Consider the following 11,910-nt stretch of genomic DNA (forward strand, 5'->3'; position numbering starts at 1 on the left):
CCTCTGCCGAGTCGGCTGTCCGGTCCTGGGGTGGCGCCCGAGTACCCGGGCGCCCGGCGCCGAACCACGGAGGTGGGCCGATCGGCGCAGTCGACGCGCGCCAGCGGATACGAACGGGTATAGCGACCGATGAACGTACAAGCACACCATCCCTGACACGAGAAGCGGTGGCCACGGTGGGCATGAGACGCGAGGCGCGCAGACCGCGCGCCGCAACGACGGTGGCACTGCTGGCCGCCACCCTGACGGCCTCGCTGGCGGCGGGCTGCACGGGACACGGCAGCACGTCCGACGACGGACGGGGACGGCTGCGGACCCCGGCCCCGAGCCCCGCCGACACCAGCCCCAGCCCCAACGCCACCCCCCGGGTCGGTCCCGTGCTCGCCGTGAAGATCGACAACGCGCCCGCCGCCCGGCCGCAGACCGGCCTCGACGCCGCGGACGTGGTGTACGCCGAGCAGGTCGAGGGGGGCCTCAGCCGCCTCATGGCGGTCTACGCGACCCGGTTCCCGAAGGCGGTGGGGCCGGTGCGCAGCGCGCGGGAGTCCGACCTGGAGCTGCTGCGCCAGTTCGACCGGCCCACGCTCGCCTTCTCCGGGGCACAGCACAAACTGCTGCCGCTCATCGACAAGGCGTCCCTGCGGGCGGTGCCGCCCGAGACGGCCGGCGACGCCTACTACCGCGGCTCCGGCAGGGCCGCGCCGCACAACCTGTATCTGCGCCCCACCCAGCTCGCCCCCTCGGCGCCGGGCGCCGACGCGCTGACGACCGGCTTCCACTACGGGGCCGCACCCGCGGGCGGCACACCGCAGGCCTCGCGCACCGTCCGCTACCCCGCGGCCCGTTTCACCTTCACCTGGTCCGGCGACCGCCGGCGCTGGCTGGTGTCCATGGACGGCACCCCCGCCGTGAGCCCGGGCGGCAGGGCGGTGGCGCCCGCGACGGTCGTCGTGCAGTACGTGCAGGTGCGCAGGTCGGCCTTCCACGACTTCCTCGGCAACAACACGCCGTACACGCAGACAGTGGGCACCGGGAAGGCGACCGTGCTGCGCGACGGGCGGGCCTACGACGCCGACTGGTCGCGCCGGCGGGCCGTCGACGGTACGGAGTTCACCACGCCGGACGGCACGCCGCTGAACTTCGCGCCGGGCCAGGTGTGGGTGCTGTTCGCGAAGGCACCCTGACACCGGCCGGATGGCGCGCTCAGGGACCGCCCCTCGGTGTTCGCCAAGGCTCGACGCCGCCCGTGGCCCCGAAGCGCCGGGCACCGCGCGGAGGCGTTTCCGCCGCGCGCCGCCGGGCGCGCCCGGTCCCGACACGCGCGCGGCGGACACGATCCTGGCACCGTGCTCGACGCCCGGCGCACACGATCCAGGCAGCGCGCTCGGCGCCCGGCGCAAACGATCCAGCACCGCGCTCGGCGCCCGGCGCATACGATCCAGGCAGCGCGCTCGGCGCCCGGCGCTCGGCCGGAGCCCTCACGGTCGCAGGGCGGTCACGGCGCCCACAGACCCGTGGCCGTCACGCGCCCACAGTCACGTAACCCGCTTGCGCCCACCGTCACTCAAGCCGCACGGGCCCACGGTCGCGAGGCCCGCACAGGCCCACGGTCGCGAGGCCGTCAAGGGCCCACCGGCACGTAGCCCGCACGCGGCCACCGTCACCCCACCCGCAAGGGGCCCACGGTCGCAAGGCGCAAGGCCCGCAAAGGGCCCACGGTCAGCAGGCCGTCACGCGCACTCGCCGTCGCGCACACGGTCGCGTCGCCGCACGGGCGCGTCGCCTCACCGGCGCGTGGCCGTGACAGGCTCCGTCGGGTTGCGGAGTCCTTCGGCCGCGTCCGAGACGCGTTGGATGAGGTCGAGGAACTGGGTCTGTTCCGCCCCGGAGAGGGGGGCGAGGAAGACCTGGTTCATCCGGGCCGTGCGCACGGTCAGCTTGCGGTGGGTGCGGGTGCCCTCCTCCGTCAGGCGCAGCAGGAAGCGACGGCCGTCCTGCGGGTCGCGGACCTTGTCGAGCAGTCCGCGCCGGCCGAGCCTGCTGATCACCTCGGCGATGGTGGACCGGTCGAGCCCCACCCGCTCCCCCACGGTGCGCTGGTCGAGGCCCGGTTCCGCGACCAGCGCGTTGAGGACCGCGAACTGCGGCGAGGTGATCTCCTCGGAGACCATGGCGTTCCACAGGAGGTAGTGCGCCTGTTGCAGCCGCCGAGCCAGGTGCCCGGGGTGGGTGCTGAGGTCCACGGCGGCCATGAGCGCTCCAGGTAGTCGTCCGCGTCTCCGCGCTGTGCTGTCACACTTTCGTTGGTGCACTGAAGGATACCTGCCGGGGGCGACGCTGTCTCGGGGTGTCCGGCGCCGTTGACCTCGCGTGACGCAGGGGTCTTGACGGCGTTCCGGTCCGATGGCAGCGTGAGGGAACGTCACCGAAATACTCAGTGCCCTGATTAATTCTGGAGCGGGCGCTCGGACGGGATGGGGCTTCACTGATGGACAAGGTCGTGGCCGGCGCCCTGGAGGCGGTGGCCGACGTGCCGGACGGCGCGACACTCGCCGTCGGCGGATTCGGGCTGAGCGGCGTGCCGAACGTGCTGATCCAGGCGCTGTACGAGCGCGGGGTCACCGGTCTCGCCGTGGTCTCCAACAACTGCGGCGCGATGGAGACCGGGCTCGCCGTCCTCCTCGCCGCCGGGCGGGTCGCCCGGGTGACCGGCTCCTACATCGGCGGGAACAAGGAGTTCGCCCGCCAGTACCTGTCCGGGGAGCTGGAGGTGGAGATGATCCCGCAGGGCACGCTGGCCGAGCGGTTGCGGGCCGGCGGGGCGGGCATCCCCGCCTTCTACACCCCCGCCGGTGTGGGCACCCAGGTCGCCGACGGCGGGCTGCCCTGGCGCTACGACGGCTCCGGCGGGGTCGCGCTGGCCTCGCCGCCGAAGGAGGTACGGGAGTTCGACGGCGGCGAGTACGTACTGGAACGCGGCATCCGCACCGACTTCGCGCTGGTGCGCGCCGCCAGGGGCGACCGGCACGGCAACCTCGTCTTCAACAGGTCCACCCGCAACTTCAACCCGCTCGCGGCCATGGCCGGCCGGATCACGATCGCGGAGGTGGAGGAGCTGGTGGAGCCCGGCGAGATCGATCCGGACGCCGTGCACCTGCCGGGCATCTTCGTGCAGCGGGTGCTCGCCCTGACACCCGCGCAGGCGGCGGACAAGAAGATCGAGCAGCGGACGGTCTCGGCGCCCGCGGCCGGGGAAGCGGTGAGCGGCTGATGACCTGGACCCGTGAGCAGATGGCCGCGCGCGCGGCCCGTGAACTCCAGGACGGACAGTACGTCAACCTGGGCATCGGACTGCCGACGCTGATCCCCAACCACCTCCCGCCGGGCGTCGAGGTGATCCTGGAGTCGGAGAACGGCATCCTGGGCACCGGCCCCTACCCGACGGAGGAGCAGGTCGACCCCGATCTGATCAACGCGGGCAAGGAGACGGTGACGGTCCTGCCGGGGGCGTCCTTCTTCGACTCGGCGCTGTCCTTCTCGATGATCCGCGGCGGGCACATCGACGTGGCCGTGCTCGGCGCCATGCAGGTGTCGGCCGGGGGTGACCTGGCGAACTGGGCCGTCCCCGGGAAGATGATCACCGGTATCGGCGGGGCGATGGACCTGGTGCACGGTGCCCGCACGGTCATCGTGGTCATGACCCACACCGCCAAGGACGGCAGCCCCAAGATCCTTGAGGAGTGCGCGCTGCCCCTCACCGGCAGGGCCTGCGTGAACCGGATCATCACCGACCTGGGCGTGCTCGACGTGACGGACGAGGGCCTGGTCCTCGTCGAGACCGCGCCGGGCGTCACGGCCGAGGACGTCGCCGCCCGGACCGGCGCCAAGCTGGGTGTCGCGGAGGAGCTGCTGTGAACGCCATGAACACCGTGTACGTCGTGGACGCCGTCCGCACCCCGGTCGGCCGCTACAACGGTGCCCTCGCGGGCGTACGCCCGGACGACCTCGCCGCCCACGCGATCCGTGAACTCCTCGCTCGTACACCGGAGCTGGACCCGTCCCGGATCGAGGACGTCTACTTCGGCAACGCGAACGGCGCCGGCGAGGAGAACCGGAACGTCGGCCGGATGGCCGGGCTGCTGGCCGGTCTGCCGGTCTCCGTGCCGGGGGTGACCGTCAACCGGCTGTGCGCCTCCGGGCTGGAGGCCGTCATCCAGGCGGCCCGTGCCATCGCCGTCGGGGACGCCTCGATCGCCGTCGCGGGCGGTGTGGAGTCCATGACCCGCGCCCCCTACGTCCTGCCCAAGAGCGAGCGGCCCTTCCCGGCCGGACACGCCGAGCTGTACTCGACCACGCTGGGCTGGCGCATGGTCAACCCGGCGATGGAACCGCGGTGGACGATCCCGCTGGGCGAGTCGGCCGAACTCATCGCCGACAAGCACAAGATCAGCCGCGAGCAGCAGGACGAGTTCGCTCTCGGCAGCCACCGAAAGGCCGCCGCGGCCCAGGAGGCCGGCCTCTTCGACGTCGAACTCGCCCCCGTGCCCGTTCCGCGGGGCAAGGGCGAACCGGTCGCCTTCACCGCCGACGAGTCCGTCCGCGCGGACGCCTCGCTCGCGGCGATGGCCCGGCTCAAGCCGTCCTTCCGCGCCGAGGGCGGGACCGTCACCGCGGGGAACGCCTCCCCGCTGAACGACGGCGCCGCCGCCCTGCTGCTCGTCGACGAGGCGGGCCTGAGGGCCACCGGCCGCACGCCTTTGGCCCGGATCGGCGCCACCGGCGTCTCCGCGATCGAACCGCACCACTTCGGGCTCGCGCCGGTCGAGGCCGTCCACCGCGCGCTCACCAAGGCGGGCAGGGGATTCGGCGACCTGTCCGTGCTGGAGCTCAACGAGGCGTTCGCCGCCCAGGTCCTCGGCTGTGTGGCCGAGTGGCCCGAGTTCGACCCGGCGATCCTCAACCCGCAGGGCGGAGCCATCGCCCTCGGTCATCCGCTCGGCGCGTCCGGCGCCCGCCTCGCCGGCACCGTCGCCCACCAGCTCGCCCGCAGGGGCGGCGGCACCGGTGTCGCCGCCCTCTGCATCGGCGTCGGCCAGGGCCTCGCCCTGGTCCTCGAACGGTAGGAACACCCATGGAACTCACCCAGCGGGACATCGACCTGGAGATCGCGGCCGAGCACGCCGCGTACGAGAGGCGGGTCGCCGAGGGCGCGCCCGTCGAGCACCACCCGCGCCGCGACTACGCGCCCTACCGCTCCTCGCTGCTGCGCCATCCCCGGCAGCCGCCGGTCGCCATCGACGTCGGCAAGGACCCGGAGCTCGTCGAGCTGGCCTCGCCCGCCTTCGGCGAGCGGGACATCACCGAGATCGACAACGACCTCACCCGGCACCACGCCGGTGAGCCGATCGGCGAACGCATCACCGTCTCCGGCCGCGTCCTGGACCGCGGCGGGCGTCCGGTGCGCGGGCAGCTGGTCGAGATATGGCAGGCCAACTCGGCCGGCCGCTACGCCCACCAGCGGGAACAGCACGACGCCCCGCTGGATCCCCACTTCACCGGGGTGGGCCGCACGCTCACCGACGACGACGGCTTCTACCGCTTCACCACCGTGCAGCCGGGCCCCTACCCGTGGCGCAACCACGTCAACGCCTGGCGGCCGGCGCACATCCACTTCTCGCTGTTCGGCTCGGCGTTCACCCAGCGGCTCGTGACCCAGATGTACTTCCCGAACGACCCGCTCTTTCCCCACGACCCCATCCTGCAGTCCGTGACGGACGACGCGGCCCGCCGGCGCCTGGTCGCCACCTACGACCACAGCCTGTCCGTGCCCGAGTTCTCGCTGGGCTACCACTGGGACATCGTGCTCGACGGCCCGTCCGCCACCTGGCTCGAAGAAGGACGCTGACCCGCCATGACGAAGATCGACACGAGCAGCCCGGAGAACGTGCTGCCCACCCCGTCGCACACGGTCGGCCCCTTCTACGGCTACGCGCTGCCCTTCCCCGGCGGCGGGGACATCGCGCCCATCGGCCACCCGGACACCATCACCGTGCAGGGTTACGTCCTCGACGGCGCGGGCCGGCCGCTGCCGGACGCCTTCGTGGAACTGTGGGGGCCCGACCCGGACGGCGGCCTGCCGACGACCGACGGCTCGATCCGGCGCGACCCGGCGACCGGCGGCCACCTCGGCCGCAACGGCGTGGAGTTCACCGGCTGGGGCCGCGTCCAGACCGATGCCAACGGCCACTGGTACGCCCGGACACTGCGGCCCGGCGCCCGCGGACACAGCGCGCCCCACCTCAGCCTGTGCGTCTTCGCGCGCGGACTGCTCACGCACCTCTTCACCCGGATCTACCTGCCGGGCGACGAGGCGGCGCTGGCCGCGGACCCGCTGCTGTCGAGGCTGGACGAGGAGCGGCGCGGCACGCTGATCGCCGGGGACGGGGGCCACGGCACGTACCGTTTCGACATCCGCCTTCAGGGCGAAGGCGAAACGGTCTTCCTGGAGTTCCAGTGACACCTTCTGCCGCCCCCCGCGGTCCCGCCGACCCCGGCACCGACACCGACCTCGACTCCGGCACCGGCCTGCTCGCCCCCGGCTGGACCGGCTCCCCGGCGGCGGCCGCGACCGGCGACACCGCCTATCTGCGGGCCCTGCTCGACGCGGAGGCCGCCCTGACCCGGGCCCAGGCCGGACTGGGCCTGGCCCCGGCCGGGGCGGCGACCGCGGTGACCGAGGCGGCCGACCCGGACCGCTTCGACGCCCGGTCCCTCGCCGGACAGGCCCGCGCCGGCGGCAACCCGGTGATCCCCCTGGTCGCCGAGCTGACACGGGCGGTCGGCGAGGAGTACGGCCCGTACGTGCACCGGGGCGCGACCAGCCAGGACATCATGGACACGGCGACGATGCTGGTCGCCCGGCGCGCCCTGGCCCCCGTCCTCGCCGACCTCGGCCGCACCGAACGGGCGCTGGCCGGCCTGGCCGCCGAGCACCGGGACAGCGCCCTGCCGGGGCGGACGCTCACCCAGCACGCCGTACCGACGACGTTCGGGCTCAAGGCGGCCGGCTGGCGGTCCCTGGTGCTGGACGCACGGGACCGGGTGAGCGCCGTACGGCACTCGCTGCCGGCCCAACTGGGCGGCGCGGCCGGGACGCTGGCGGCCTTCGGCGCGTACGGCGCCCCCGAACCGGCCCTGCTGCCACCTGCCTACGCCCGTGAACTCGGCCTGCGGGCGGCCGACCTGCCCTGGCACACCCTGCGCACCCCCATCGCCGACCTCGCGGGGTGTCTGGCGTTCACGGCGGGGGCCCTGGGCAAGATCGCGGCGGACGTGCTGACCCTGTCCCGCACCGAGATCGCGGAGGTCGCGGAGGGCAGCGGCGGCGGCTCGTCGGCCATGCCGCACAAGGCGAACCCGGTACGGGCCACCCTCGTCGCCGCCGCGGCCCGGCGCGCGCCGCAGCTCGCCGCCACCCTCTACGCGGCGCTGGTGGCGGAGGACGAGCGGCCGGCCGGGGCGTGGCACGCCGAGTGGGAGCCGCTGCGGGACCTGCTGCGGCTGGCCGGCGGAGCGGCCCGGGACGCCGCCGAACTCGCCGAGGGCCTGCGGGTCCGTGCCGACGTCATGCGCGAACACCTGGCGCTCACCCACGGGTTGATCGTGTCCGAACGGCTGTCCGCGGAACTGGCCGCACTGCTGGGCCGCGACCGCGCGAAGTCCCTGCTCACCGAACTCGCGCGGCGCGCCTACACCGAGGACCGCCCGCTGGCCGAACTACTGGCCGAGCGACCGGAGCTGCGGGACGTCGACCTCGCCGGACCGACCGACCCGACCCGCTACACCGGCTGCGCCGGCCTGCTCACCGACCGCGCCCTGGAGCGACGTTGACCGACACCCTCCTCAACCACCGTGCGGAAGGCGCCACTTCGGCTCCCCCGCTGCTCCTCGGCCCCTCGCTGGGCACCTCGTACGCCCTGTGGGACGCGGTGGCGCCGGAACTGTCCGTGACCCACCGGGTGGTGCGCTGGGACCTGCCCGGGCACGGCGGTTCACCGGCCGGCGCGATCGGTCCCGGCGCCACCGTCGCGGATCTGGCCGCGCTGGTGCTCGCGCTCGCCGACGCGCTGGGCATCGAACGGTTCGCGTACGCCGGGGTCTCGCTGGGCGGGGCGGTCGGGCTGGAGCTGGCCCTGCACCACCCGGAGCGGGTGTCCTCGCTGGCCGTGATCTGCTCGTCCGCCCACTTCAACGGCGTGAAGCCGTGGCGGGAACGGGCCGCGCTGGTACGGCGGGAGGGGCTGGCGCAACTCGCCGAGAGCGCCGACGCCCGATGGTTCACCCCCGGCTTCACCGTGCCGCGGCTGGTCCGGGACCAGCGCGACGCCGACCCGGACGCGTACGCCGCCTGCTGCGACGCGCTGGCCGCCTTCGACCTGCGCGAGCGGCTCGCGGAGATCACCGTCCCCACGCTGCTGGTCGCCGGCCGCGAGGACCGGGCGACACCGCCGTCGCATCTGCGGGAGATCGCGGACGCGGTGCCGGACGCCACGCTCGTGGAGCTGCCGGGGGCCGCGCATCTGGCGCCGGCACAGCGCCCCGAGGCCGTACTCGCCGCGCTGCGCGCCCACTTCGGCACCGAGGCACCGCGGGGCATGGCGGTACGACGCGAGGTGCTCGGCGACGCGCACGTGGACCGGGCGCAGTCCCGGCAGACCCCGTTCACCGCCCGATTCCAGGACTTCATCTCCCGCTACGCCTGGGGCGAGATCTGGACCGATCCCACTCTCAGCCGCCGCGAGCGCAGCATGATCACCCTCACGGCGCTGGTCGCGCACGGCCACTACGACGAGCTGGCCATGCATGTGCGGGCGGCGCGGCGCAACGGGCTCACACCCGACGAGATCGGTGCCGTACTGCTGCAGACCGCCGTGTACTGCGGGGTTCCGGCGGCCAACTCGGCGTTCGCGACGGCCCAACGGGTGCTCGCCGAGGACGAGGAGAAGGAGGCCGCGGGGAGGGAGGACGGGGAGGAAGGCGGCACGGCGGGCTGAGCACGGATGCGGCACCCGGCGGGGTCACCGTAGTCCGCGGCCCTGTTCCAGCACCTTCCTGGCCTGGGCCACCAGGCCGTCCGCCCCGCACGAACGGGCCAGCGCCAGGCCCCGGTTGAGCTCGGACGTCGAGCGGGCGGCGATGCCGTACTCGACCCGGGCCGCCGCGTGTTCGTACTGGCAGGGCGAGGCCTCCAGGTAGGCGACCGCCTGGGCGGCCAGCCGGACCGCCCGCTGGCCGGTCTCCAGGGCGGCGGCGCAGCGCAGGGCCTCACCGATCGCGGTGTCGGTGCCGAAGCGTTCGGCGTGCCGGCGGGCGTCGGCGGCGAGCTGCGCGGCCCGCAGCGGGTCCTCCGTGGCGAGGGCGCGGGCGAGGTCCACGGCCCACGGGACGAGCACCGGGTTGTGGTGGCCGCGCACGGCCGCCGCCTTTTCGGCGGCCTCCAGTTCGTTGATGCCGTCCTTGGTGCGGCCGACGGCCAGCAGCAGCCGCCCCCGTACGGACCGCGGGTCGGGCAGCACGATCGTCGACGGGTACGGCGGCGCGAAGCCGTACTGCTCGGCGATCGCCCACGCCTCCCCGACATGTCCGCGGGCGAGCAGGGTGTCGACCAGGTTGCAGGTCGCCGACCAGTACAGCGGCAGGCCGCGGCCGACGCGCTCGGCGAGCCGCAGCGACTCGCGCAGCGAGGTCTCCGCCTCCCGCAACCGGCCGCGCCTGCGGTGGCCGAGCCCGACGTAGGCGTGCGCCAGGGCGAGGTGGCCGCCGCTCCAGCCGGCCGTCTCATAGGCGCGCAGGCCCTCCGTGTAGAGGGCTTCGGCGCGGTCGAGCCGGTCGGTGTAGGCGTACGCGTTGGCCAGCATCAGCAGGAGTTCGATGCCCCACTCGGTGTCGGTCCAGCCGAGTCCGGGGGCGAGGCGGCCGTTGACGAGGGCGCGGTCGGAGAGTTCGACGACCTCCTCGGCGTTCTCACCGCGGGTCATGGCGTCGAATCCGCGCAGGATCAGCAGGGCGCGCTCGGAGTTGTCACGGCCGGTGCAGGTACGGGCGAGTTCGGCGAGGCGCTCGGAGCGGCCCGGTGAGCTGGTCTCCCCGGCGTGCAGGCCCTCCCACATGTACTGCACGGCCTGGAGCCGCATCCTGGCCGGGCCGGGTTCGTGCCGGGCGGCCTCCGCCTCGACCGTGCGCACGGCCTCCTCCAGCTGGTCGTTGTGGAGCAGGGCCTGGGAGAGGCGGAAGACGGCGTCCACGCGCATGTCGCCGTCGAGGCCGGGCATGGCGAGGGCGGTCCGCAGATGGCCGATGGTCCTGGCGGGCGCGGTCAGCAGGGTGGCGCAGCCCAGTTCGAAGAGGACGATCGCGTGGACCTCGGGGCGCGGCGGCTCCAGCAGGGCGCGTTCCAGGCAGCGTCGGGCGGCGTCGGGGGCGCCCACGGCGAGGTGTTCACGGGCCGCCTCGCGCAGTTGCTGGACGAGTTCCTCGTCGTCGTCCGGGTGCACCTGGAGGAGGTGGCGGGAGGCGGCCGCGGCGCCGAGTCCGGAGTCGGTGACGACCTGGGCGGCGATGCCGTGCATGGCGGTGCGCAGGGCGTCGGGGATGGAGTTGTAGACGGCGGTGGCGATCAGCGGGTGGACGAACTCCAGGTCGCCCTCCTCGGCGGGGCCGTGCGCCGGGTCGGGATGGGTCAGGATGCGGGCGGAGCGCAGGAGTTCGGCGCAGCGCACCGCCTCGTCTCGGCCCATGGTGGCGAGGCGGGCCACCAGGCCGACGGAGATGCCGGTGCCGAGGATGGCGGCCGCCCAGGCGAACCGGGTGGCGTCTATGCCGAGTTCCTCCAGGCGGGCGACGAGGCCGCCGCCGCGGGCGGAGCGGTTCAGCTCGCGCAGTTCGGCCGCCGCGGACTCGGCCGGTTCCAGCTCGCTGTCCCGGACCTTCGCGAGGAGCTCGACCGTCTCGTACGGGTTGCCGCCGGTGACGGCCCAGACCTCGCGGCAGAACGGGGCGTCGGCGTGTCCGCCCAGGGTGGCGCGGGTGAGGCCGGCGGTCGCCTCAGGGGTCAGGGCGTTCAGGGTGGCGACGGGGCGGCCCGCGGTGGCGGCGACCGCTTCGAGCAGCCGGGCGCTCTCCCCGGACACCTCCCCGGGCCGGCGGGCGACCACGACCAGCACGGACAGGTCGTCCAGGCGTTCGGCGAAGGCGGCGAGCCAGCGCAGGGTCTCCTGGTCGGCCCAGTGCGCGTCGTCCACCAACAGCACCAGCGGCCAGTCGCGTTCGGCGAGCCGGCGGACCGCGGCGACCAGGCCGTCGCACACGCCCTGCGGGTCGGCCTGCCGCTCGCCGGGGTCCGCGATGCCGAGGGCGGGGCCGGCGATGTCGTACCAGTCCCCGAGGTACTCGCGGGCCTCCTCGGGCAGCAGCGACACGAGTGCCGGCTGCAGCAACTGCCGTACGACGTTGAAGGGGACGGACCTGAGGGTCTCGCCGCCGCGCGCCGACCACACCGTGCAGCCGCGGAGTTCGGCGATGCGCCGGGTCTCGGCGAGCAGGGCGGTCTTGCCGAAGCCGGCCTCGCCCCTGATCACCAGCAGGCTGCCGGTGGACGAGCGGTCCGCGCACAGGATGTCCACCGCGCGCTCCACGGCGGCGACCTCCTCGTCGCGCTCCCACAGGGAACCCGGGGCGGCCGCCATGGGCCCTGCCTCGCTCATCCCGCCATCTCCCCAAGTCGGCCCGGACGACGTCCAGACCTTGAGCGTAGTCGTCCGACCGCGGAAGTGGAGACCGGTCCGGTCACCTGTTGCCGTCAGGGGTGACTTCGGGTACGGCGGGGGGACGCGGGGGCGCGACGACCGGGGG

Annotated in this window: 10 protein-coding genes; 8 read left to right on the forward strand and 2 right to left on the reverse strand. The window is 74.2% G+C overall.

Annotation, left to right across the window (positions count from 1 at the left end; all coding sequences use genetic code 11):
* Positions 1 to 182 precede the first annotated feature (182 nt).
* Entirely contained in the window at positions 183 to 1,184 is a 1,002-nt protein-coding gene (locus AC07AZ_RS29590; RefSeq protein ID WP_478853070.1) for a DUF3048 domain-containing protein, read from the forward strand.
* 600 nt (positions 1,185 to 1,784) lie between these two features.
* On the opposite strand, the gene AC07AZ_RS29595 is transcribed toward AC07AZ_RS29590, so the two are convergent.
* Positions 1,785 to 2,252, reverse strand: coding sequence for a MarR family winged helix-turn-helix transcriptional regulator (locus AC07AZ_RS29595; protein WP_478853072.1), 468 nt, complete (start codon positions 2,250 to 2,252; stop codon positions 1,785 to 1,787).
* A gap of 236 nt (positions 2,253 to 2,488) precedes the next feature.
* On the opposite strand from AC07AZ_RS29595, the gene AC07AZ_RS29600 reads away from it, so the two are divergent.
* The 7 genes from AC07AZ_RS29600 to pcaDC are packed head-to-tail and all read left to right on the forward strand — an operon-like array spanning position 2,489 to position 9,053.
* Positions 2,489 to 3,271: a CoA transferase subunit A gene (locus AC07AZ_RS29600; RefSeq protein ID WP_478853074.1), complete on the forward strand. Its 783-nt coding sequence runs from the start codon at positions 2,489 to 2,491 to the stop codon at positions 3,269 to 3,271.
* Entirely contained in the window at positions 3,271 to 3,915 is a 645-nt protein-coding gene (locus AC07AZ_RS29605) for a CoA transferase subunit B (RefSeq protein WP_478853076.1), read from the forward strand. Before AC07AZ_RS29600 ends, AC07AZ_RS29605 begins: the two co-directional genes overlap by 1 nt.
* 5 nt (positions 3,916 to 3,920) lie before the next feature.
* A complete protein-coding gene (locus tag AC07AZ_RS29610) occupies positions 3,921 to 5,123 on the forward strand; it encodes a thiolase family protein (protein WP_478853195.1) in 1,203 nt (400 codons plus the stop codon).
* Positions 5,124 to 5,131: 8 nt separating this feature from the next.
* Positions 5,132 to 5,905, forward strand: a complete 774-nt coding sequence (gene pcaH, locus AC07AZ_RS29615; protein WP_478853078.1) for a protocatechuate 3,4-dioxygenase subunit beta — start codon at positions 5,132 to 5,134, stop codon at positions 5,903 to 5,905.
* 6 nt (positions 5,906 to 5,911) lie between these two features.
* Positions 5,912 to 6,517 (forward strand): protocatechuate 3,4-dioxygenase subunit alpha, encoded by a 606-nt coding sequence (pcaG, locus tag AC07AZ_RS29620; protein ID WP_478853080.1) that lies wholly within the window; start codon positions 5,912 to 5,914, stop codon positions 6,515 to 6,517.
* Positions 6,514 to 7,890 (forward strand): 3-carboxy-cis,cis-muconate cycloisomerase, encoded by a 1,377-nt coding sequence (pcaB, locus tag AC07AZ_RS29625; protein ID WP_478853082.1) that lies wholly within the window; start codon positions 6,514 to 6,516, stop codon positions 7,888 to 7,890. Before pcaG ends, pcaB begins: the two co-directional genes overlap by 4 nt.
* Positions 7,887 to 9,053: a bifunctional 3-oxoadipate enol-lactonase/4-carboxymuconolactone decarboxylase PcaDC gene (pcaDC, locus tag AC07AZ_RS29630; RefSeq protein WP_478853084.1), complete on the forward strand. Its 1,167-nt coding sequence runs from the start codon at positions 7,887 to 7,889 to the stop codon at positions 9,051 to 9,053. The genes pcaB and pcaDC overlap by 4 nt, the downstream gene beginning before the upstream one ends.
* 24 nt (positions 9,054 to 9,077) lie before the next feature.
* On the opposite strand, the gene AC07AZ_RS29635 is transcribed toward pcaDC, so the two are convergent.
* Entirely contained in the window at positions 9,078 to 11,762 is a 2,685-nt protein-coding gene (locus AC07AZ_RS29635; RefSeq protein ID WP_478853086.1) for an ATP-binding protein, read from the reverse strand.
* Positions 11,763 to 11,910: the final 148 nt, after the last annotated feature.

Source organism: Streptomyces sp. NPDC043878, assembly GCF_056435735.1.

Excerpts from the sequence above, each read along its gene's own strand:
- AC07AZ_RS29590 (WP_478853070.1), top strand. The coding sequence starts at position 183 with ATGAGACGCGAGGCGCGCAGACCGCGCGCCGCAACGACGGTGGCACTG.
- AC07AZ_RS29595 (WP_478853072.1), bottom strand. The coding sequence starts at position 2,252 with ATGGCCGCCGTGGACCTCAGCACCCACCCCGGGCACCTGGCTCGGCGG.
- AC07AZ_RS29605 (WP_478853076.1), top strand. The coding sequence starts at position 3,271 with ATGACCTGGACCCGTGAGCAGATGGCCGCGCGCGCGGCCCGTGAACTC.
- pcaH (WP_478853078.1), top strand. The coding sequence starts at position 5,132 with ATGGAACTCACCCAGCGGGACATCGACCTGGAGATCGCGGCCGAGCAC.
- AC07AZ_RS29635 (WP_478853086.1), bottom strand. The coding sequence starts at position 11,762 with ATGAGCGAGGCAGGGCCCATGGCGGCCGCCCCGGGTTCCCTGTGGGAG.
- pcaG (WP_478853080.1), top strand. The coding sequence starts at position 5,912 with ATGACGAAGATCGACACGAGCAGCCCGGAGAACGTGCTGCCCACCCCG.
- AC07AZ_RS29600 (WP_478853074.1), top strand. The coding sequence starts at position 2,489 with ATGGACAAGGTCGTGGCCGGCGCCCTGGAGGCGGTGGCCGACGTGCCG.
- AC07AZ_RS29610 (WP_478853195.1), top strand. The coding sequence starts at position 3,921 with ATGAACACCGTGTACGTCGTGGACGCCGTCCGCACCCCGGTCGGCCGC.